Source organism: Leeuwenhoekiella sp. ZYFB001, assembly GCF_011784865.1.
GTDB lineage: Bacteria > Bacteroidota > Bacteroidia > Flavobacteriales > Flavobacteriaceae > Leeuwenhoekiella > Leeuwenhoekiella palythoae.
Window position 1 is genome coordinate 2,151,501 of the sequence record NZ_CP050460.1, and the last position, 22,060, is coordinate 2,173,560.

A 22,060-nucleotide genomic window follows, 5' to 3' on the forward strand; every position below is an offset into this window, starting at 1 on the left:
CCTATAAACCATAAAACTCACAAAATTTTATTCACTTTATGTTCCCTAAAAGCACATACGTCAATAGACGAAATAACTTAAAACAAACCTTAAAAAGTGGCATCATCCTCTTTCCAGGAAATGGCGAAAGCTCAATGAATTATGCCGATAACTGGTATCCTTTTAAGCAGGATAGCAGCTTTTTATATTATACAGGAATTGATCATATTCCAAATCTGTATTTCTTGATCAACATTGATACCGGTGAAGAAATCCTCTTCGGAAACAATGCCACTCCGGAAGAAAAAGTATGGATCGGTTCTGCTGAAAAATTAGAAAGCTTTGCTGAAAAGTCAGGCTTCAGTACCGTAAAACCTTTAGATCAGGTAGCTTCTTATTTAAAAACGCAGTTAGCCAAAGGACAACGGGTGCATTACCTTCCACCCTATCGTTCGGCTCAAAAAATTGCGATCAGTGAACTTTTAGATATTCCGCTCAATGAAGTAGAAGCTAACAAATCTGTTACCTTGATTCAGGCGATCGTTGCTCAGCGCGAGCGCAAGTCGGCTGAAGAATTGGTACAACTTGAAGAAGCTGTGAATATTACCCGCAAAATGCACGAGTATGCCATCATCAATACTAAAGCGGGAATGACCGAAATGCAAATGGCAGGTACGCTTAACGGTATTGCAGTAAGCGGCGGCGGTGGACTCGCTTTCCCTATAATCTTAACCAAGGACGGCCAATACCTGCACAACCACGCAACCACAGCGGTGTTGAATGAAGGTGATCTGGTACTTTGCGATTGCGGCGCGTATAACACGATGGGTTATGGTGGTGATATGACGCGCACCTTCCCTGCCGGAAAAACGTTCAGTCCGTTGCAAAAAGACGTTTATAATATCGTGCTTAATGCGCACGAGAGTGCCATTGCTGCATTAAAACCGGGTACGCGTTTTAAAGACATTCACCTGCTGGCTTCCAAGAAGCTCGTAGAAGGTCTTACTGATCTTGGCCTGATGAAAGGTGACGCTGACGAGGCCGTTGCCGCAGGTGCACACACGCTTTTCTTTCAATGCGGTTTGGGTCATATGATGGGCTTAGACATTCACGACATGGAAAATCTGGGCGAGCAATATGTGGGCTATACTCCTGAGCTGAAGAAAAGCACTGAATTTGGTCTGAAATCCTTAAGATTAGGAAAAGAACTTCAAGAGGATTTTGTACTTACGGTAGAACCCGGTTTGTATTTCAATCCGTTCTTGATCGATGAGCGCAGAGCGCAGAAAAAGTATATGGACTTTGTGAATTATGATGAAGTCGAAAAATTTAAATCTTTTGGCGGAATACGCGTAGAAGAAGATTTTGTCATTACCAAAGACGGCAGCAAACTATTGGGTGAACCACTTGCCAAAACATCTGAAGCCATCGAAAAACTTAGAAATAACTAACCTATGAAAGCCATAAAACTAGGCCTGCTTTGCTTATTTACAATTGCAGTAAATAGTACAGCAAATGCTCAAGACGCCTCTCAATTAACATTAGATCGAATTTATTCCTCTGAATTTCGCGGCGAGAGCGCCCGAGCAATAAGTTGGATCAACAATGGGGATGCCTTTGTCACCATCGAACAAACCGAAGACGGCCAAGACCAACTCATCAAGTATGCAAGTAAATCAAATGCTCAAGAGATCTTTTTAAGTGCGGAAGCACTAACCCCTTCGGGTGAAGATCAAGCGCTTCAAATTGCTGATTTCAGTCTTTCTAATGATGAAAGCAAAGTGCTCATTTTCACTAATACCAGTCGGGTGTGGCGCTCGAACACTAAAGGAGATTATTGGGTTTATGATTTAGATACCAAAGCTTTAAAGCAATTGGGTGCGGAGCTTCCTTCGTCCTCGTTGATGTTTGCCAAGTTTTCTGACTCTAATGAAAACGTAGCCTATGTTTCGGGCTTCAATCTTTATGAAGAGAACTTTAAAACAGGCGAGGTGACCCAGCTTACGACAGACGGAACCGGCGATATCATCAACGGAACTTTTGACTGGGTCTATGAAGAAGAGTTTGGGGCGCGTGATGGTTTTAGATGGAATCCTGACGGTAAACACATCGCCTATTGGCAGCTTGATGCATCACAAATCGGTACGTTCTATATGATCAACACCACCGATTCTGTGTATGCTAAACCAATTCCGTTGCAATACCCAAAAGTGGGTTACGATCCTTCTTCGACTAAAGTAGGCATTGTTGATACCAAAACACAAGAGACTACCTGGATTCCGGTTCCCGGTGATCCTGTTCAGCATTATTTGCCCGCTTTACAGTGGATTGATGAAGATCTTTTGTTGATTCAGCAGTTGAATCGCAAGCAAAATACGCTGAAGATCTACACCTATGTACCTTCTTCAGAAGCTCTAAAAGAAGTATATACCGAAACCGAAGAAACCTGGGTAGATCTTGATTATCCCGATGTTTCTGCCAACCAGTGGGGTAAAAATGATTTGCTCTTAACACCGGATAAGACTGAGTTTCTAAGAATGACCGAAAATGATGCGTGGCGGCATATTTACAAAGTAAGTTTAGAAACCGGCGAGCGTACGTTATTAACTCCGGGCGACTACGATGTGGCGGCTTTTTATACCGCAACAGATAAGGAAGTATTCTTTTCAGCTTCGCCGGAAGATCCTGCGCAGCGTTATTTATTCTCGACTTCATTAAAAGGAAAAGGTACTCCCAAACGGCTTACACTAGAAGAATTTGAAGGGATCAATACCTATCAAATCGCACCAAACGGAAAGTATGCGATTCATTCGCACACAAGTGTTGATGAACCAACGACCGTACGCTTGATAAGTCTGCCTAATCACAAGACCATCAAAGTCTTGGTTGACAATGCCGGTTTAAAAGAGAAACTAAGCAGCTTAGCGCTTCCGGAAACTGAATTTTTTCAAGTAGAAACCGAAGACGGTATTCTGGTTGAAGGTAGAATCACCAAGCCTGTAGGTTTTGATGAATCTCAAGAATACCCTGTGCTTTTCCATGTTTATGGCGAACCTTGGGGACAAATGGCCACCGACAATTTCATTGGTTTGTACGATATCTTTTTAGCGCAGCAAGGCTTTGTGATCATCAATATGGATAACCGCGGCACGCCATCTTTAAAAGGTAGCGCTTGGCGTAAATCGATCTACCGCAAGGTTGGTGTGGTGAATTCGCGTGATCAAGCGATGGCAACCAAAGCTTTACTAGAAAAATGGAGTTTTCTTGATGAAGATCGGGTTTCAGTCTGGGGCTGGAGCGGCGGTGGCTCAATGACGTTAAACCTGTTATTCCGCTATCCTGAAATTTATCAAACCGGAATGGCGGTAGCCGCAGTGGCGAATCAACTGTTTTATGACAATGTTTATCAAGAGCGTTATATGGGACTTCCGCAGGAAAATCTTGAAGATTTTATTGAAGGTTCTCCGGTAACCTATGCTAAGAATTTAGAAGGCAATCTATTGGTGGTTCACGGTACCGGCGACGATAACGTGCATTACCAAAATATGGAGTATCTAGTAAATGAACTCATCAAACAAAACAAGCAATTTACGATGATGGCGTATCCTAACCGCTCCCACAGTATTTACGAGGGAGTGAATACCCGAAGACATTTATACACCTTGCTCACGAATTACCTTTTTGAGCACAACAAAAAATAAGCTTCAAAAAGCTATTTTGTTAAAACATAAAACCTCGGCTTTTCAGCCGAGGTTTTTTTGTCAATTAAGGGGTAAAAGACAAAATTAAGCAGCTACAACGGCAGCTTGCTTTGCGGTTAATGCGTTTTGAATATCAGACTTCCAGGCACTTGCACGCTTCATCTCAAAATTCTGAGCTGAATCTATAAGCGAGTCGTAAAAATTTAGAAGTATTGGCGCTCCACTGTTTTGTGGTATCAGTTCTAATGTAAGATTCTCTAAAGTGCTACTTACTTTTCCGTCAATGCGTTTAGTTTGTAGATCCTCAAGAAGATTCACGCGAGAAATTGTAGATAGATCAACCGCTTTGTGCACGATTTGCTCTTGTACTAACTGTGCGTAAAATAGCACATTATTTTTAAGATCAATACCAATGATGCGCGAAGCCCAATGCTCTGTTTTATCAAAAGCGAGGTTTTGTTTTGTTGCTTCGGTTTTAAAAAAAGTACTGAGTTTTTTAGTGTTTGATCCAAAAAGGATAAAAAGAATATAGGGTACTGCTACGGCTCCCACCACAACGGCAAAAACCAAAATCATATTTAATTTCATAATATAAAGAATTGTTTAATTTTTAAGCGTCCCAGTAGCTATCGGGACTGCGTATTAACACCTTTAGCGATGCCGAATACATTTTGATGCATAAAGCGCATCTAAGCCGAAGCTTAAAAGGATAAGCCCGACTTTTAAAGTCAAAAAATTAAAACTCTTTACGGAAACAAATGAAAAGGAAAAATGATATCTAGCCGACTGAGCGAAGGGGTAATACGTTCACACAGCGTCAAATACTGAAGGTTTAGTGTCGTAGGTAGCGTAGTAGACTCTGAAGCAAGACCTGCCCAAAAATCAGAACCATTAAGAGAATGATCCTTTTGCTGGTGCAGAGAAACTTCAGGAGCAGTAAGCAGAAGTTGCTCGACTGCAACCGCCTTGTCATTGCCCTCTTGAACAGATGCACGGTGTTCTCCCGGCACAACTGGCGCAAAAGTATCTGCCGGAGTAACTCCATAAGAAAACTCTCCAGCTCCCAAAAGGAGCAGCAAGAAGAGAAAAACAGATTTTACAAATGCCTTCATATTAGGCACAAAGTTAAAGCAGCAACCTGTTAAGTTGCTGCTAAAATTTAAATAATTTAATGAAACCCCAAACGCTTAATAAACGACCTCTTCGGGCACATCAGTGAGAGTTTTCAAGAAAGCTACTAAAGCTTGCTGTTCTTCGGCGGTAAGTTCGAGGTTGTCAAACGGTAGTGTTTGATGCGGCAGATCAAAGCCAAGGCCACCACCGCCGCCTTTATTATAAAAGTCAATAACTTCTTCTAAACTTTCATACACACCGTTATGCATATAGGGCGCAGTAAGTGCTGCGTTACGCACAGTTGGCGTTTTGAACATTCCCAATTGTATGGGTTCTTCATACATAAAATAAAAGCCCAGATCGTCGTCAAGCTCTTTATTTGCTGCAGTTTCCGGAACTCCGATCACTTCTTTCTCTGTATCAGTAAAAAAGGGAGGCACTGTCCCACTGGTGAGCGGCATAAAATGACAGGTAGCGCAAAGCGCTTTTCCCATAAATAAGTTTAACCCCAGTTTTTCTTCCGTAGTAAATGTGTTTTCTTCTCCACGCATATTTTTATCGAACTTTGAACTGAAACCATTAAGCGTACTGATGTATGCCGAAAGTGCTTTGATGGTTTCGTCGTTAGTCCAACTTCTGCGCGTACCGAATACTTCTTTGAAAGCTTCGTAATAGGTGGAATCGGTTAACACTTCTTCAGAAAATTCGTGTACTGTACTGTTGAATTCTTCTTTATTGGTAAATACCCCTGAAATCTGAGCAAGCAAGGTCTCGGCTCTGCCATCCCAAAAAAATGCGCGTTGAAAAACCGAATTGATCAAGGTGGGAGAATTCCGTTTTAACGGCGAACCGGTATTATTCATATTGGTTACCTTCCCGTCTGTGTAGGCTAGTTTGGGATCGTGGCAAGTAACACAAGCCATATCTTTTCCTTTTGAAAGATTTTTGTCAAAAAACAGACGCTTTCCTAATGCAATTTGAGCTTCAGAAGGATTACGATTTGTGATCTCTCTGAAATATTCCACATTAAAAGAATCCTCTTCAAAAAAGGTAGGTGCGTCAAAATTATAGGGTTTATTAGTCACCGGTTCCCAAACGTCTGAAGCTTTGCGTATCGCCACCCAACTGCGCGTAATGGGATTAAAATATTCCCGTATAAATGTGTAGCGATCAAAAGTTGCAAAATCTTTATAGGTCGCTATAAACGCAATAGCCTTCTCAACCTGATCTTGAAATTGAAGATCTAACTGTGCATCAGCAGCTTTTACACGCTCTTGTATACTCAATGCATAAACATCCTTGAGACTCTGTAAAGACTCTTGAGTTTCTCCTAAACCTAATCCGCTTACCGGTGTATCAAAACCAGCGATCGCTAGACTCACCATACGCATCAACTGTTGATGTGTTGCGATAAAAAATCGTTCAGCGTTGAGTTCGCGCTCTGCAATATTTCCTTTTAAAATTTCTAGTAAACCTTTGGTGAGACGCAGTTCTTTTTGATAAGCAGTTTCGTTCTCAATTCCCTCATAAATAGATTCTTCAATTTTTTGAAGTCCCACGGGCTCCAAAACCTTTTGAGAATCATCTGTTAAAAATGGCAGTCCGGGACCATTGGCGCGATGCCCTACCACAGGATTGATGTACGAAGCGTAGGGTTCGGCTTTTTTAAAAGCCATGCGGGCTTTACTAAAATAGATTTTGGCCTTAGCACTTTCAGCGGGAGTGACCGCTAACGAATCTAAGTACTGCATCGCTTCGGTTAAATGCATTTTATAATAGTTCTGAGTAGGTTGCCAGTCTACTAAAGCGGTAAGCGTTTCATCAGCCTTCTTATCGTTTTTACAAGCCGAAAAACACAGTAAAACAATCAGGCCGAGTCGGGTAAGTAATTTCATAGGAACAGGTACTAGGTATTTATGACAAAACCTCCACAAGAATTTGTGGAGGTTTAAAGACTATAATGATTTGGTTGTTATCTTGGTAAGCCTTGTAATAAAATTACTTGAGAACCTTGTCTGTTTTCACGTCCAGAAATGATGTGACCATCTAATCCTTGGAAGAAATCATCAGTCCAGTAATGAGGCTGAAGCGCTAGTACAAAAGTACCGTCTACACCTATCTTATCCGAAATATCAATTAAAGAACCAAACTCTCCGTTGTAAACCACACCTGGATCTTCAGCTAAGTTCTGGTCAACGCGTAGGCGCAATACAACTTCGATATTATCTCCATTTAAATCACTTTGATAGATGTATGAATTGTGATTTCTGTTGAATGAATTTGGATCTTCTTGAAAGTATACATAGTTCTCAGTCACACAAATGTTGTCAGGGCTCTGCAAGCTTGCAAGGTTCCCGTCCATATTGTTAGTATCTGTGTTTCCGCTTACTACTTGGGTAAGCTTTCCGGTTAACGGAGCATCTGCATCAAGTTCTAATTTGTAAACGGTTCCCCAGTCGTTATATGTTCCTGCTCCAGGACCTCTACCGGTTACAGCGAAATACACATTGCGACCGTTAGCATCAGAACCTTTCTGATAATCTACATCTTCAACACGCATAAATGCCGAAGCACCAACTTCAATACAAGCATCTTCCATCTCGCTTGCGCTTAGGTTTGCAGCATCAGGAATTTCAACAAATTCTACATCATAAGTCGCTTTGAAATCAAGATCACCTTCGTTGTAGATCTGGCCTTCTTCAGCAGCGATTACGCCACCGTTTCCGTCAGAGATTTGCTTCAGTTTTAAAACATAAACTTTACCTCCTTCAAGATCTGCGTCGCCATTTTCTGAATAATATAGAACAACTTGGCCTTCAGAACCGCTAGAATCGTCATCACCACCTATGATCACCGTTTTTCCGGTATAGGCATCTTTAGGTAACGGAACCGCGTTTTCCCAAGAGAATTCGCCCAATGCTGCCAGACCAAAATCTGCAGTAGGCGTTGGAGTCTCTACATAAGGATCAATAGCTTTTACTTTATAGCTATAGCTCTCTGAAGCTGATAAGAAAATATCTTCGCTACCTCCGTGAATGTCTGCTTCCCACATTGTAGCACTACATTGGCGTGCCCAATCTGCCACACCAGAATTCAATAAGTAATCACCTTTAACAGGGATCAAGTTCTCGTCTAAGAAAATACGAGATACCGCATAGTGATCTTCGTTATTAACTACATAAATATATCCGTCGCTGTTAGGGTCTTTTAAGAAACCTGCACCGTCAGCTGAACCTGCCATTTGAAAATTGGTCTCACCAATTACATCAGAAGTACTGATCAACGAATAAGGCTTTACAAAGTTAAAAGCCGGCGACATTTGTACTAGCGGCTCTAAACTTGATTTGTTTGCAAAAAGCTCAGCGGTTGGAGTAAAGTCTTCTCCATCTTCACCATCCTGGCCGTCAACACCATCGGTACCGTCAACGCCATCAACGCCGTCTGCCCCATCAAGGCCATCTTCACCCTCACAAGCAATAAATACCACACCCACAGATGCAAGCATCATAAGGTTGAATAAAAGTTTTTTTAATGTAGTCATGTTTAATAGAAATTTGATTTTTAGTTGGAAACAAATCTATCTAGACCAGCATTTTTCGGCGTTAACTCAGTATCGTGCTTGAATTAATTTTAAATCAATTGAAGGTTAAAAAAGTTACCTCAACATTACTATTTAAAATTGTTCTAAGGCTTTATGTTAAGAAGCTCATTTGAGGGTAAAATTGAAGGTTGCGAGGTAGCTGCTTTAAATGCATACCAATAGAAAATTCACCTTCAATAGGTTGCAAAAAAAAATCCGCTACAGGAGCGGATTTCTAATAGTATGTTTTGAAACGTTTTATGCTTCGGTTAAAATTTGGGCGGCGTGGTCTTTGGTTTTTACCTTTCCTATAACCCGGGTTACCGTTCCGTTTTCTACGATAAAGGTGGTACGATGGATTCCATCATATTCTTTGCCCATAAACTTTTTTGGTCCCCAAACACCAAAAGCGTTGATCACGGTTTTATCTTCATCTGCTAAAAGCGGAAAAGGAAACTCATACTTATTTCTAAAATTGGTTTGACGACGTTCTGAATCTGCACTAACGCCTAGTAGTTCGTAACCTTCTGCTTGTAATTCTTTGTAATTATCTCTCAAGTTACAAGCTTCGGCAGTACAACCCGGTGTTGACGCTTTTGGGTAGAAAAACACAACGACTTTTTTGTCTGCATAATCGCTCCATTGTACTTCGTTTCCGTCCTGATCCTTAGTGGTGAATGCAGGTACTTGATCTCCTTCTTTTAGCATATTCATGATTTTCTATATTTTAATGTGTAGAATTGATTCTTTTTAAGGTTTCAAAAAATCCCTTCTTTGTATTTTCGTTTTCAAAATTACAGATAATGACTAAAGCCGAGAAGGTAACCTTTGTTATAGATACGTTAAAGCAACTTTATCCTCAGATTCCCATTCCGTTAGATCATAAAGATCCGTACACCCTGCTTATCGCGGTTTTGCTGAGTGCGCAGAGTACTGATGTCAAGGTAAATCAGATCACGCCGCTTCTTTTTGAAGTCGCCGATAACCCTTATGATATGGTCAAACTCTCTGTGGAAGAAATACGGGAGATCATCAAGCCGGTGGGTTTATCGCCGATGAAGGCAAAAGGTATTCACGGTCTTTCTCTTATACTTATCGATAAATACGATGGAAAAGTTCCTGAAAGTATCGAAGCGTTAGAGCAGCTCCCTGCGGTGGGTCACAAAACGGCAAGCGTAGTGGTTTCTCAAGCATTTAACATTCCGGCATTTCCTGTGGATACGCACATTCACCGTTTGATGTACCGGTGGAATTTAACCAATGGAAAAAACGTAGTTCAAACCGAAAAAGATGCTAAACGCCTTTTTCCGAAAGATCTTTGGAATGAACTGCACTTACAAATTATATGGTACGGTCGACAGTACAGTCCGGCCCGAGGTTGGGATCTAGAAAAAGATATTATCACCGCAACCATTGGCCGTAAAAGTGTTTTAAAAGAATATTATAAGTCAAAAAAATGAGCGATTCTTGGAAGACTTAAAAGTTCTTTTCTAGCTTTTATTCTTCTCTTTAAGCGCGCGTTTTATTTTGTTTAAGATATTGATTTTTTTCTCGGAAATAATAGCTGTATGCTTGGTTAAAAATTCAATCTGAGCAATCTCAATGCGTATTTGCCGAGCGCTATGAAGTAATCTAAAGGTTTCATTAAAACGCTTATTGATCTCTGCAAAAAGATGCTCTTCTTGAGCTTCGTCTTTATCTAATAGAAGTAGACAAAAGCTGACTTCTGTCATCCCGAGAAGTACCGAAATATCTAAATCTTCCGGATCTACATCGTCTAGTTGCTTATGAAAATCCCTCAGATAGGTCAGCGGATCTTTAGTCGTAAACCGTTCAAACAAAGCTTTGAGACTTCCGTGGCCATAACCTTCTAGCAAATATGCAATAAACACCATATTTGAAAAAGCATCCAGACTGTTGCCATCATAGAGATCGCTGTTGATCATAAAAGCTTCGGTGTAATAATCTAGCGCAAATTTGAGGTACAAATCGCGCTTTTTTGGCTGCTCATAGGCCGAAGCAAATTTGTAGGCATTACCTACCACACCCAGTCGCAAAGTGGTTTTGCCTATCATAGCGAGTTTGGTCACCTGATCTAATTCTGCCAAACGTTTTTCGGCATCTTCTGAAAAATTATGAGAACGCAACAAACAAAAATGCTCTAATACTTTCAGAGAAAAGTTAGCATCTTCTAGCGTAAGTACTGCACCAAAAGTTTCTAATGCCTTTAGTGGCTCATTCAATTCATCGTAAATAAGTGCCTCTTTTTCTCGAATGACACCATCGATTAAATTATTACTCGCCGCATTGTTCAGAATGGTTTCCAAGCGCTTTTGACCTTGTTTCTTTTTCGTTGCATTATGCTTTACTTCTGAATAGAGATTTTCAAGATCAATGTAAACCTGCGAACTCAACACATAATCGTAATCATCATCTTGTGCCTTGCTAAGGTCAAAAAACTTATAATGCTGATTTCCGTAGCATTGATACGCTCCCCACGTATTGGTATGCCCGTGATTCTGATAACACATTTTACGCGCCATTTGCACCGCTTCGCCAAATTCATATCCCAAAAGCATGCGCTTGTAGAAATGTTCAGAAAAGGTCGCGGCCGCCGCGTCATCTACTGCCCAACCGGTTATCACAATGGCTTTAACTCCCATATTGATCAACTGCGTTCCCACATTGGCGGCCAGCTTAAATCGGGATTGCGTGTATGCCGAATCTTTAGCATCTAAAGTTCCCGAATAACAGCAATTGATAAAAACAAATTCCGGCACGTAGCTGAGTTGCTTGATCATTGCGGGATTGATGCAAATACCATCCCCGATGGCAATCCCTACACGCTCGTTAGCTAAATCATAAAGACCGTGACCTGCAAAATGCAGGATCTTATAAGGGCGCGTATAGAGCTCCAGCATAATTTCTGCCGGTTCTGCGTTAATGAGGGAAAAGGTTTCAAATGCAGCCTGCTCTAACTTTGCATTGACATCCTGAGCTTCTTTTTTTGCTGCCGGCAGCTGCGGCAAATTTTCTTCATTATAAAGTGGATCGCCAATAATGAGTGCCGAATTGCTAGCAGCTCGTAACGGAAGGCTTTCGTATTCTGAAGTGAGCAATTGACGTATGAGTCCGCTGTTAACGGCAGCCGGAGTTTCATCTGAATCAAAATCGTGAAACATTTCCCACGGAAATTGTGCTGCTTCAAGATCTAACTTAAGTAAAATATTGTTTTGATTGCGAATTATATCTTTAAAACGATTGGGAATGAGCAGCTCAAACAACGCCTTTGACAAGCGTTTATCCCAAGCAGCACTGTGCGACATACGTTCTAGCAGAACCTCAACCTGGTCTAACCCGTTATGTACCTCTTCTTCTTCAATACGCGCCAAACCGCTTGATGAATTGAAGGCAAACCCTTTGATACATTCTTTGGTGAGCAAACTTTCAATATTAAATTGATGCCACCAATCATCACGATCGTTGATGAATGCTCGTTTCTTTTTGGCGCCTTCTTTACTTTTCACTCCTTTAACCAACTCAAAACTAAAGCGGTTATCTGCGTGTTGTAATCTGCTTAAGCCCCAATACGCCTGACTCGACAAAGACTCATAATGATTGATCAACTCAATTTCGGTAATGGGCATTAAGCCGTCTTGATGTTGACGGATGTAGGCATTAGCATTACTAACACCTAACAAAATTCCTTTGAGCGAATCTTCTACCTGTAACCTTCCGTAGCCGGTTCCTATAAAAATGAACGAGATTCCTTCAGCAAAAGATTTAGCTCGCGCTAGCGTGTAATTATCCCGCATAAACATGGCGTATTTTAAAGTCGCCATTTCTGTAGTTTTTGCCAGCAGGTAATGCGTGAGTTCCTGCGTATTGCCCAATCCACAAACGATAGCTCCTCGCGGGTTTGTATTCAGATTAAAAAACACTTCACTCTCTCCTATTTTACCGGGATAATAGCCCATATCGTAACGCTGCATCAACCTACCGCCCAAACAGCGGTTAAGCGCTTTTTCTGCACTATGCACGCCGTCGTTATTAAAATGTCCCACCATCACCGGGTAGCGCGCCACTTTAAGGTCTGCATTGATCACTTCAACCTTAACTTTGGGTTGTTGTTCTGCAGTAGGTTGTTGCACTGGCGTAATCCCGAAAAGTGCATCTGCTGCTTCCTGCTGATTGCTAAATGGTTGTGGTACGCCGTGCATTTCAGTGATGACTTCTCCTGCCCTGCTCAACGGTTTTGTTTTAGACAAAAGTTGCGTTTTCCCCTCTTGTAAGAGTTCTACGATTCCTTCAAATAATTTTGGGTCGTTAGCCAATTCACCGTGCGAAGTTTCGGTGTAGTACAAATTGGTTTCCGGCAATCTTGACGGAATTCCGGTTGCCCAAGTTACACTACTGTCACCATGCGTTGTGGCCAGATATACTAACTTTTTCTTTTTAGACAGAAATCTGGACTTTGAAGTATAATCGTAAACGGTTTGCTCCGCGTGCCCGGCAATATAGTACACGTTTTTTAGATCATCTTCTTTGATCTTCGTTATTAAATCGAGCACCTTTTCACGGTATTTCTTAAATGCATCTAACTCTTTTTTAAGCGGAATAACCATTGCGTCATCGCATTCCTCTTTTATCTTTTTCCAAAAATCAGTCTCCCAGAATTTTCGCTTTAGATTGTTTTCAATGGGGAGTAATTCAAATATGCCCGGGTATTCTCTAAACACATACAACAGATCTCTTTTAGTGTTTTTAAAGTCCATCATCGCAAGTTGTTTAACCCTGCTGCTGTGCCCTGTGAGTACTTCCATAATTAGATACGAACCTAACCAAGGAGTTCCCAGCATGATAAATTTGGTTGAAGGTTTATTGATGAGCTTTTTCCACAATGCAGGAAAATCGATCATCACTTGTCTAACGACCAGACCACCCATAGAATGCGCAATGATCTGAATAGGCTGCGTTGGTTCAACGAGCAACTGCTCTATTTTTTCTGCTAGAAGCTGGGCTGCGCTTTTTACACTTTTCCGCCAATCAAAAGGAAACGTGATCACATCGTGTGTTTTGCCCAAATGCTGAGCAAAATCATCATAATATTTTTTGATTACTCCGCTTGCGGAAACATCTTCGGTTTTAATACTTAAGTCATCTTTGATTGCGCCGCGATTCAGTTCTCTAAAATCAATCCATTGGGGATTTCCATTATGATCAAGACTAGATCCCATAATTCCCGGGAGTAACAGTGCGATTGGTTTTGTTCCGCTAATCTTTTCATAATGCACACCTTTCATAGAAAGCAAGCCCAGCAGTACACCCCTGCTCCCCGAAGTATTGCGTTTTTTAATAAAGAAATTTGCAAGTTCACCCGGTGGCGTGATCGCTGCCTGCAGAATAGCATCACATGTATTTTGATTCCTGAAATAATTAAAGTGATTGGTTGCTGCATTTTTAGAAAGAAAGTAGTTGATGCCGTTTAAGCGCGGTGCACCTTGCTCCATTCGGTTGGAATCTACCACCAGATCATTAGCTTTCCAATAAAATAGGTTGGCCAAAATCACTTTAAGTGTATCTACTAAAGATCCACCTGCCTCGGCATCTCCTGCGATCACATAAAGATCGCTTTCTACAGGATTAGCAGAATAATTGAGCATTTTTTGAAATGCACTATCAGGAACCATACTATACAAACCCGCCATAGCTTCAGGATTGGCTTTTTGTTTAACCACCTCCAGCAAAAACAAGCGTACAGTGGTGTACAGCACATTTGCCTGCGCACCTATTGCAAGGCCCATTGCGTTCATAATCACATTTAAAAAGTGATCAAGTCGTCTAGATAAGATGGTCGTCCCGCTTGCCGGCGCAGCAACGCGTATTACTTTATGTATTTGAATTTGTTTTTTTTGAGCAAGCTTATTCAGCTTCACCATCAATTTATGCGTGCTGTCATCCTCTCTGAGCATCATTCCCAACTCGAGATCGCTAAACCCAATAATCTGATTGCGTCGATCGCATTTAGCGAGAATATCAGCGACGAGTCCGCCGCGGGAATGACTTAAAATATCCAGATCAATCCCTTTTTCTACCGACTCTAAAAAGTCTATCGCATTCTGAATAGGACTAACCGAAAGCGTGCGATGCTCTAAGGCTAAAATTCCGGAGGCATATTCTTGCAACAGTTGATCCCAGATAGGATTGGCGCCTATTCGCAGATCAGAAAATGCAGCAAAGGTATTAGAAAGTGTGCCGTGAATTAGTAGTAAATATGGTGTAGTTTGCTTATCAACTTTAGCAACAGGCAGATATTGAAATGTAGCATCCATCTTAAAAACACCGGGTTGCGGCATTACCTTTTTATCATAAGCTTCGGCCAATACTGCTGCTGTTTCCTCAGCGGCGATCGCTGCTGCTTTAGGTTTGAGCAGGTGCAGCGCTTTAATGATCACTTCACTTACAATTCCGCGAGACGGACTCGTTTCTACAAGTTTGGCTTCAAAAACCAATGCCTCACCAGAGCGTGAGGTATTCAAAGGTGTATTGTAAATTTCCTGAACGTCTAACGCATTACCTATCCATTCGGTATCGTCTGAAAAAGTGAATTGAATGATAGCATCATCATCAAGATCTAAAGGAATCGCTTTGCCCGATGCCCTATTTTTAGCCAATTCGACACTTTTTACAATTTCAAATTCAGCATAAATACCTGAAAGTTGCTTTTGGGCGGGAGCGCTCTCTGTCCCGTAAACTACGGCCTTGATCATAATACGTTAGTTTTAAGTGTATTATAAATGTAATAAAAGCCTAATAGGCAAAAACTTAGCCATTGAATTTAGGGGCAAACACCCCTAAACTAAAGGGGGAAATGCAGTAGCAACTAGAGTTCTTTCATTCTCATTATCTTTGAAGCACATTACTAAAAATATAAACTTTGAAAACCACCAAAACCCCAGATAAAATAGCGGTCAAAGCACTCATTTTTGATATGGATGGGACGATGATCGATAATATGATGATTCATCATCGCGCTTGGCAAAAGAAACTCAAAGAGCTAGGTCTTGAAATGACACTAGACGAAGTAAAGCGTGACATTCACGGCGTGAATAACGAGATCATTAAGCGCCTTTTTGGTGACCGTTTTACTGCGGAAGAAATTGCACAGATCGCTTGGGACAAAGAAGCTGCCTATCGAGAGATCTATGCAGATAAAATCAGAATGCTTCCCGGACTACAGCAATTTTTAGATACGGCAAAAGCTTTAAAAATCCCGATGGGAATTGGTACTGCGGCTCCTAAAGAAAATGCTGAATTTGCCGTTGAAGCGCTACAGTTGGAGCCGTATTTTCAAACCGTGGTGCACTCTGATATGGTTGATCGCGGGAAGCCGGATCCTCAAGTTTTTGAGATGGTTGCAGCGCGGCTTCAGGTTGATCTTAAAGACTGTGTGATCTTTGAAGACAGTCCTACCGGAGCTCAGGCAGCTGCCAACGGAAACGCACAATCGGTGATCTTAAACACTACACACACTCCTGACGAGTTTGAGCGTATTTCAAGAATTCAACACTTTATGACCGATTATAAAAACATTCAACTTACAAAGTCAGATGATGGAGCGTTTTACCTTCAGTTTTAAAGAAACTAAAAATATCAGCGCTACTCGTTGTAAAATCTTTTCATTTAAATAAAAACAACCTTACTAAAAGCGTATTTTTAACGCTTTAATTAAAAGTACCTATGAAACAAATTGTTTATATGGCCGGCGTTCTTGCCAGTGTTATGCTGGTAAATTGCGGCCCAAAAATGACCGAATCTTCAAATCATTCTGGTAAAGAGGTAACCCTTACCGATGTTGACCCAATGCCGTATGCCGAAAGTATTACTGCAGATGAGTTAAAAGAAATGCTTTACGTTTATGCTTCAGATGAATTTGAAGGTCGTAACACCGGTGAACCGGGACAAAAGAAGGCAGTAGCTTATCTTAAAGACTACTATATCGATCAGGATATTCCATCTGCGTTAGAAGACTCGTATTTTCAGATTGTTCCTGAAAGTTTTTTCAGAGCCGGAAGCGGGATCAAAGCTTCAGAAAATGTAGTGGCGTACATCAAGGGAAATACTAAACCAGAAGAATATATTGTTATTTCTGCACATTTAGATCACGTAGGTGTACGTGATGATGGTGAAGTATTTAATGGTGCTGATGATGATGGTTCTGGAACAGTTGGTGTTCTGGAGATTGCCGAGGCATTTAACAAAGCTGTTGAAGCAGGTTACAGACCACAGCGCTCTATTGTTTTCTTGCACGTAACCGGAGAAGAAAAAGGACTTTACGGTTCACGCTATTATGCAGAAAACCCTATTTTCCCTATTGAAAATACCGTGGCTGACTTAAATATTGATATGATTGGCCGTGTTGATGATGCACACAAAGACAACGAAAATTACATTTATTTAATAGGTTCAGATAAGTTAAGCACACAGTTAGATAGTATTTCTACTGCCGTGAATAATAAATATATGAACATCGATCTTGATTATACTTACAATGATGAGAACGATCCTAATCGTTTTTATTACCGTTCTGATCACTACAACTTTGCTAAGCAAGGTGTACCTATTATCTTCTATTTCAACGGAACCCACGAGGATTACCATAAAGTAACTGACACACCAGATAAGATCAATTACCCAATGCTGGCAAAACGCGCACAGCTTGTTTTCTTAACCGCTTGGGAACTGGCCAATCGCGAAGATCGCATCATCGTTGATAAAGCACCATAATTACAAAGCACTCCTAGATACAAAAGCCTCTTTTTAGAGGCTTTTTTTATGCTTATGAAGTAGTTTTATAACACAAATCAAAACCCACAGGTTATGCAAAAATGGATTGCCCATCCGTTAGAATTAGAAGATGCCACAGTTAAACTTGTACCATTGAAACGTGAGCATCGCGATGGCTTGCTCGCCGCAGCATCTGACGGAAGTTTATGGGAGTTGTGGTACACTTCGGTGCCTTCTGCTGAAACCATAGATGCGTATATCGCCACTGCGCTTGAACAACAAAAAAAAGGGGAAGAATATCCTTTTAGCGTTATTGATGCGCAAAGCGGAAAAATCATAGGATGTACACGGTTCTACGGGATGCAACCGCAGCATAAACGACTGGAAATTGGTTACACCTGGTATGCAAAAAGTCTTCAGCGCACCGGTGTGAATACCGCCTGCAAACGCTTATTACTTGCTTATGCCTTTGAACAACTTAACTGTATCGCTGTTCAAATAGTAACTGACTGGTTTAATCTTAGATCGCGCACAGCCATCGCCAGACTGGGCGCAAAACAGGATGGTGTGTTGCGCAATCACCGCATTAATGCAGATGGAAGCTACAGAGACACAGTTGTGTTTTCTATAACTAATTCAGAATGGCACGGCGTCAAGAAAAATTTAGACTACAAAATGCTTACCTATAATTCAGGCTTATGAGCTCAACAAAAATTGCATTATTACGCGGAATAAACGTAGGCGGTAACCGAAAAGTCCCAATGGCCAAGCTACGCCAATTGATGACAGATCTGGGTTTTGAGCAGGTTAAAACCTATATTCAAAGCGGAAATATCATTTTTGAAGCTGATTTAGAAGATACTGCGAAACTTGCCCTAAGAATACAAAATGGAATTTTAGAACGTTTTGGTTTTGAAGTTCCTGTGATTTGCTTGACAGCAGAAACGCTTCAACACGCTGTAAAGAATAATCCGTTTGTTACCGAAGCTACTCCCCTATCACAGTTACATCTTAGCTTTTTAAATAAAGAACCTGAGAAATCGCTTGCCGAAGCCTTACAAGAAATTGATCTTTCTCCAGATCAATACCATCTCCAAAATACATTTATTTATTTAAACATTCCCGGGAAATACCATAAGACCAAACTCTCAAACGCTCTGTTTGAGAAAAAACTTAAAGTCAGCGCCACCACTCGGAACTGGAAAACGGTAATGAAGTTGATTACGCTTTCAGAATAGCAGTGTAAGGAGAGTATAAACGAAAAGATCCCCACATTGCTGTGAGGATCTTTACTTTCGGGTGGAAGATCGGTCTCGAACCGACGACCTCCTGAACCACAATCAGGCGCTCTAACCAACTGAGCTACAACCACCATTTAAATGCATATTTCGCTAGCGATTTATGCGGGTGCAAATGTAATGCAAATCCGCATTATGAGCAATACATTTATTTAAAAAATTTTAGATCAAATCAAAAATTGAATCTACAGCAGGATAGCGTTCCACAGTAAAACCTTCGGCATAGTCAGTCCCAATAAGTCTGCCCAAGTCTTGCGCTCTGTACTTTACACTATCTTGAAAGTTCTTGCTTGATATAGGCGTATTATTATCTGGATTATTAGGATCATAAAATTGGGATGCATACGCAAGAACAGATTTCATCTTAACATCCATAAAGCCGCTGATGTCTACCACAACATCAGGTTGCAAGTTTTTCCATTGAATATAATGATACACGTGTTTAGGCCTCCAAGCTTCCTGAGCTTTACCATCTAGACGGGTTTCAATCTTTTTCAAACCACTTAAAAAGCAGGCGTCGCTCGCTAATTTGCTCCCTTTACCGTGATCAATATGCCGATCATCAATGGCATTACACAGCACAATCTCCGGACGGTATTTACGTATGATCTCAATAATGCGCAGCTGCGATTCTTTATCATTTATAAAGAAACCATCAGCTAAAGCAATGTTTTCGCGTACGCTTAAACCTAAGATCTTAGCTGCCGCTGCAGCTTCCTGATCTCGTATTTCTGCCGAACCTCGTGTGCCCAATTCGCCTCGTGTAAGATCTAGAATTCCTGTTTTCTTTCCGCGACTGGCCTCTTTTGCAAGAACACCACTGCACGACAGTTCTACATCGTCAGGATGCGCGCCAATGGCAAGTATATCTAATTTCAATTGTGTTGCTTTTAATAATGATCCCTAATCTGTCGATGCGCTGCAGCGAACCTAACTTATATGCTAAAATCCAAACTATCTTTCACCACTTTCTCCAAAGCCTGCTTAAGGTCTGCGATAAGATCTTCTTTTTCTTCAATCCCCACCGAAAAACGTAATAAACCATCTGCGATACCTTGATTTTCGCGCTCTTCAGCACTTAACAAGGCGTGCGAAGTTTGCGTAGGCGAGAGAATGGTCGACTCTACTCCCGCTAAACTCATGGAAGGTTTGATCAGTTTTAATTCTTTCATAAACGCAGGAGCATCCAACTCATCTGAAAGTTCAAAAGAAAGCATTCCGCCATAGCCTCGCATTTGTTTTTTTGCCAACTCGTGATCAGGATGTGTTTTTAATCCGGGATAATAAACCGCTTTCACGTGTCCGTTTTGATCAAGCCATTTGGCCAGTTTCTTCGCATTCTTATTCTGCTGCTTTACGCGGAGTACTAAGGTTTTTAAGCTACGCTCTAACATCCATACCGAAAAATCGCTTAAGCTTCCACCCAGGTTTTTAGCTTTATTCCAGATCTTATCCATATGCACTTCTGAACAAGCGACCGCACCGGCAAGAATATCGCTATGTCCGCCCATATACTTTGTTGCGCTATGAATCATGATATCGATCCCAAAATCTGCCGGATTCTGATTTACCGGCGAGGCAAACGTATTATCTATCATCGTAACGATTCCCTTAGCCTTGGCCATGTCTGCAACCATTTGCATGTCTGTGATAGTCATCAAGGGGTTTGATGGCGTTTCAATATAAATCACCTTAGTGTTATCTTGAATAGCGGCCTCAAAATCGGCCTGCTCGAGACCCGAAGTGAAAGTGTACTCGATTCCCATTTTAGAGAATTCTTCTTCCACGAGGTTAAACGTTCCGCCGTAAAGCGTTTTTTGCAACACAATATGATCACCAGCATTTAAAAAAGCAAGCAATGTGGTACTTACTGCCGCCATCCCGCTGCCAAAGATCATTCCTGCTTCTGTGCTTTCTAATGCAGCAATTTTTTTGCCTAACATCTCTTGGTTAGGGGTATTGAAATAACGCGGATAACGTTTAACTGCAACATCTTCATATGCATACGATGTAGACATATAAATTGGAGAGATCGCTCCTTTAAACTGAGTATCTTCAACCTCACCCACGTGAGTGCAAATGGTATTTAAACCTAATTTTCGATCGGCCATAATAGGATTATTTTGTCTGATTCGAATTTACAAAAAGCCTATTGAACAATTGGAGGTGTGGGCTTGAATTCGTTCTAAAAATGCAGTCAGCATGTGCTTCTGTAGTACCTTTGCGCTCCTAAATTATCCTATGAAACTAATTTTTGATACTTACCAGCTTAACTATGCCCAAGCTTTTAAACAGCTTAATTTACATTGGTTGGAGCAGTTTTTTGTGGTAGAACCACACGACGACGAGGTTTTGAGTGATCCCGATCGCTTTATAATTCAACCCGGTGGAGAAATTCTTGTTGCGCTTCAAAATCAAAAAGTGGTTGGGGTGGTTGCCCTTATGCCCGATGAACACGGCATTTTTGAGATGACTAAAATGGCGGTAGATGCCAACCTGCGCGGGCAAAAAATAGGACAGCAATTGTTGCGCTATACGCTTGACTTTGCACAACAAAAAGGCTTAGATCGACTTCTGTTATATTCTAACCGAAAACTAGAAAATGCGATCTATCTCTATCGTAAATTTGGTTTTGAAGAAATTCCGCTAGAGCATCCCAATCCCTACGCCCGTGCCGACATTAAAATGGAGATCCGGTTTTAAAGTTTATAAATTCTTTAATACAAATTCAGCTTGATTCTTTTTTCCTTTAGGTAGAAACCTATAATACCTATTATGAAAAATCTAGTTTTAGTTGCATTAGCAATAACCACACTATACAGTTGTAAGAATCAAAATAAAGCAGAAGATGAGTCTTCTTTAGCTTCAGAAGAAGCCGCGATGACCACTGAAGCAACCACCGAAGCTGAGTTTAATATAACACCTATTGAACATGCCACTGCTATTTTTGATTTTGGCGAAGACGTGTTTTACATTGATCCTGTGGGTGGTGCCAAAGCTTTTGAAAACAAGCCAAAACCTCAAGTGATCCTGATCACTGATATTCACGGCGATCACCTTAACGAAGAAACCTTAACCGCTGTTGCTGATAGTAGCACGACTATTTTTGCACCACAAGCAGTAGTTGATCAATTAAAAGGTGCGATCAAAGAGCAAGTGACTGTGATCGCTAATGACGAAACACAAACTTGGGATGGCTACACGCTTACCGCGATCCCAATGTATAATCTTAGAGAGGAAGCCAAGCAATTTCATACCAAAGGCCGCGGAAATGGTTATCTTATTGAAAAAGATGGAATGCGCGTCTATTTTTCAGGGGATACTGAAGACATCCCAGAAATGCGCAATTTGAAAAATATTGACAAAGCTTTTATTTGTATGAATCTTCCGTACACGATGCCGGTCACTAGCGCCGCTGATGCGGTCATAGATTTTAAACCCAAAGAAGCTTACCCGTATCATTTTAGAGGTCAAAATGGTTTGAGCGATGTAGATCAATTTAAAGGTATTGTAGATTCTGCTGATGTGGGCACAGAAGTGATCATTTTAGATTGGTATCCCAACGGGGCCGAGTAAATCCTAAAAAAATAAAAATCCCAATG

The 22,060-nt window shown here is 41.1% G+C and carries 17 protein-coding genes and 1 tRNA gene; 9 read left to right on the top strand and 9 right to left on the bottom strand.

All coding sequences use genetic code 11. From position 1 onward, the window contains the following. Positions 1-38 precede the first annotated feature (38 nt). Both HCN54_RS09370 and HCN54_RS09375 read left to right on the top strand, forming a co-directional pair. On the top strand, positions 39-1,430 hold the full coding sequence (locus HCN54_RS09370; protein ID WP_167597566.1) for an aminopeptidase P family protein: 1,392 nt from the start codon (positions 39-41) through the stop codon (positions 1,428-1,430). Between the two features lie 3 nt (positions 1,431-1,433). Continuing rightward, a complete protein-coding gene (locus tag HCN54_RS09375) occupies positions 1,434-3,680 on the top strand; it encodes a S9 family peptidase (RefSeq protein ID WP_167597567.1) in 2,247 nt (748 codons plus the stop codon). An 84-nt stretch (positions 3,681-3,764) separates the two neighbouring features. Here HCN54_RS09375 and HCN54_RS09380 read toward each other — a convergent pair whose 3' ends face one another. The 5 genes from HCN54_RS09380 to bcp all read right to left on the bottom strand — a co-directional run bounded on the left by HCN54_RS09380 (position 3,765) and on the right by bcp (position 9,087). Continuing rightward, positions 3,765-4,268: a hypothetical protein gene (locus HCN54_RS09380; RefSeq protein ID WP_167597568.1), complete on the bottom strand. Its 504-nt coding sequence runs from the start codon at positions 4,266-4,268 to the stop codon at positions 3,765-3,767. 158 nt (positions 4,269-4,426) lie between these two features. Further along, positions 4,427-4,792, bottom strand: coding sequence for a hypothetical protein (locus HCN54_RS09385; RefSeq protein WP_167597569.1), 366 nt, complete (start codon positions 4,790-4,792; stop codon positions 4,427-4,429). A gap of 75 nt (positions 4,793-4,867) precedes the next feature. After that, positions 4,868-6,688 carry a cytochrome-c peroxidase gene (locus HCN54_RS09390; RefSeq protein ID WP_167597570.1) on the bottom strand — a complete coding sequence of 607 codons (1,821 nt, stop codon included), beginning with the start codon at positions 6,686-6,688 and terminating at the stop codon, positions 4,868-4,870. A 77-nt stretch (positions 6,689-6,765) separates the two neighbouring features. Continuing rightward, complete coding sequence (locus HCN54_RS09395) at positions 6,766-8,334, bottom strand: hypothetical protein (RefSeq protein ID WP_072979895.1); 1,569 nt, start codon at positions 8,332-8,334, stop codon at positions 6,766-6,768. A 297-nt stretch (positions 8,335-8,631) separates the two neighbouring features. Next, entirely contained in the window at positions 8,632-9,087 is a 456-nt protein-coding gene (gene bcp, locus HCN54_RS09400; RefSeq protein ID WP_167597571.1) for a thioredoxin-dependent thiol peroxidase, read from the bottom strand. 89 nt (positions 9,088-9,176) lie between these two features. On the opposite strand from bcp, the gene HCN54_RS09405 reads away from it, so the two are divergent. Then, the gene (locus tag HCN54_RS09405; RefSeq protein WP_167597572.1) at positions 9,177-9,833 is read left to right on the top strand and encodes an endonuclease III domain-containing protein; all 657 of its coding nucleotides are present in this window, start codon (positions 9,177-9,179) and stop codon (positions 9,831-9,833) included. 30 nt (positions 9,834-9,863) lie between these two features. Here HCN54_RS09405 and HCN54_RS09410 read toward each other — a convergent pair whose 3' ends face one another. Continuing rightward, positions 9,864-15,143, bottom strand: coding sequence for a CHAT domain-containing protein (locus HCN54_RS09410; protein ID WP_167597573.1), 5,280 nt, complete (start codon positions 15,141-15,143; stop codon positions 9,864-9,866). Between the two features lie 167 nt (positions 15,144-15,310). Between HCN54_RS09410 and HCN54_RS09415 the strand changes: the two genes are divergently transcribed. The 4 genes from HCN54_RS09415 to HCN54_RS09430 all read left to right on the top strand — a co-directional run bounded on the left by HCN54_RS09415 (position 15,311) and on the right by HCN54_RS09430 (position 18,398). Then, a complete protein-coding gene (locus HCN54_RS09415) occupies positions 15,311-16,012 on the top strand; it encodes an HAD family hydrolase (protein WP_240924842.1) in 702 nt (233 codons plus the stop codon). 101 nt (positions 16,013-16,113) lie between these two features. Next, positions 16,114-17,160, top strand: coding sequence for a M28 family metallopeptidase (locus HCN54_RS09420; RefSeq protein ID WP_167597574.1), 1,047 nt, complete (start codon positions 16,114-16,116; stop codon positions 17,158-17,160). A gap of 93 nt (positions 17,161-17,253) precedes the next feature. After that, positions 17,254-17,862 carry a GNAT family N-acetyltransferase gene (locus tag HCN54_RS09425; protein ID WP_167597575.1) on the top strand — a complete coding sequence of 203 codons (609 nt, stop codon included), beginning with the start codon at positions 17,254-17,256 and terminating at the stop codon, positions 17,860-17,862. Then, positions 17,859-18,398, top strand: coding sequence for a DUF1697 domain-containing protein (locus tag HCN54_RS09430; RefSeq protein ID WP_167597576.1), 540 nt, complete (start codon positions 17,859-17,861; stop codon positions 18,396-18,398). The genes HCN54_RS09425 and HCN54_RS09430 overlap by 4 nt, the downstream gene beginning before the upstream one ends. 59 nt (positions 18,399-18,457) lie before the next feature. Here HCN54_RS09430 and HCN54_RS09435 read toward each other — a convergent pair. From HCN54_RS09435 to HCN54_RS09445, 3 genes are all read right to left on the bottom strand, one after another. Next, positions 18,458-18,533 (bottom strand) — tRNA-His (locus tag HCN54_RS09435). 87 nt (positions 18,534-18,620) lie between these two features. Beyond that, positions 18,621-19,337: a bacillithiol biosynthesis deacetylase BshB1 gene (gene bshB1, locus HCN54_RS09440; protein ID WP_167597577.1), complete on the bottom strand. Its 717-nt coding sequence runs from the start codon at positions 19,335-19,337 to the stop codon at positions 18,621-18,623. A 56-nt stretch (positions 19,338-19,393) separates the two neighbouring features. Further along, positions 19,394-20,569, bottom strand: a complete 1,176-nt coding sequence (locus HCN54_RS09445; RefSeq protein WP_167597578.1) for a trans-sulfuration enzyme family protein — start codon at positions 20,567-20,569, stop codon at positions 19,394-19,396. 130 nt (positions 20,570-20,699) lie between these two features. On the opposite strand from HCN54_RS09445, the gene HCN54_RS09450 reads away from it, so the two are divergent. Continuing rightward, positions 20,700-21,161 carry a GNAT family N-acetyltransferase gene (locus HCN54_RS09450; RefSeq protein WP_167597579.1) on the top strand — a complete coding sequence of 154 codons (462 nt, stop codon included), beginning with the start codon at positions 20,700-20,702 and terminating at the stop codon, positions 21,159-21,161. A gap of 72 nt (positions 21,162-21,233) precedes the next feature. Next, complete coding sequence (locus HCN54_RS09455; protein WP_167597580.1) at positions 21,234-22,034, top strand: MBL fold metallo-hydrolase; 801 nt, start codon at positions 21,234-21,236, stop codon at positions 22,032-22,034. Positions 22,035-22,060 lie beyond the last annotated feature (26 nt).

Bases quoted from the DNA above. Each gene is read 5' to 3' on its own strand.
- HCN54_RS09420 (WP_167597574.1), top strand. From the start codon at position 16,114: ATGAAACAAATTGTTTATATGGCCGGCGTTCTTGCCAGTGTTATGCTG.
- HCN54_RS09375 (WP_167597567.1), top strand. From the start codon at position 1,434: ATGAAAGCCATAAAACTAGGCCTGCTTTGCTTATTTACAATTGCAGTA.
- HCN54_RS09455 (WP_167597580.1), top strand. From the start codon at position 21,234: ATGAAAAATCTAGTTTTAGTTGCATTAGCAATAACCACACTATACAGT.
- HCN54_RS09430 (WP_167597576.1), top strand. From the start codon at position 17,859: ATGAGCTCAACAAAAATTGCATTATTACGCGGAATAAACGTAGGCGGT.
- HCN54_RS09380 (WP_167597568.1), bottom strand. From the start codon at position 4,268: ATGAAATTAAATATGATTTTGGTTTTTGCCGTTGTGGTGGGAGCCGTA.
- HCN54_RS09425 (WP_167597575.1), top strand. From the start codon at position 17,254: ATGCAAAAATGGATTGCCCATCCGTTAGAATTAGAAGATGCCACAGTT.
- HCN54_RS09445 (WP_167597578.1), bottom strand. From the start codon at position 20,569: ATGGCCGATCGAAAATTAGGTTTAAATACCATTTGCACTCACGTGGGT.
- HCN54_RS09370 (WP_167597566.1), top strand. From the start codon at position 39: ATGTTCCCTAAAAGCACATACGTCAATAGACGAAATAACTTAAAACAA.
- HCN54_RS09390 (WP_167597570.1), bottom strand. From the start codon at position 6,688: ATGAAATTACTTACCCGACTCGGCCTGATTGTTTTACTGTGTTTTTCG.
- HCN54_RS09405 (WP_167597572.1), top strand. From the start codon at position 9,177: ATGACTAAAGCCGAGAAGGTAACCTTTGTTATAGATACGTTAAAGCAA.
- HCN54_RS09450 (WP_167597579.1), top strand. From the start codon at position 20,700: ATGAAACTAATTTTTGATACTTACCAGCTTAACTATGCCCAAGCTTTT.
- HCN54_RS09385 (WP_167597569.1), bottom strand. From the start codon at position 4,792: ATGAAGGCATTTGTAAAATCTGTTTTTCTCTTCTTGCTGCTCCTTTTG.
- bcp (WP_167597571.1), bottom strand. From the start codon at position 9,087: ATGAATATGCTAAAAGAAGGAGATCAAGTACCTGCATTCACCACTAAG.
- HCN54_RS09410 (WP_167597573.1), bottom strand. From the start codon at position 15,143: ATGATCAAGGCCGTAGTTTACGGGACAGAGAGCGCTCCCGCCCAAAAG.
- HCN54_RS09395 (WP_072979895.1), bottom strand. From the start codon at position 8,334: ATGACTACATTAAAAAAACTTTTATTCAACCTTATGATGCTTGCATCT.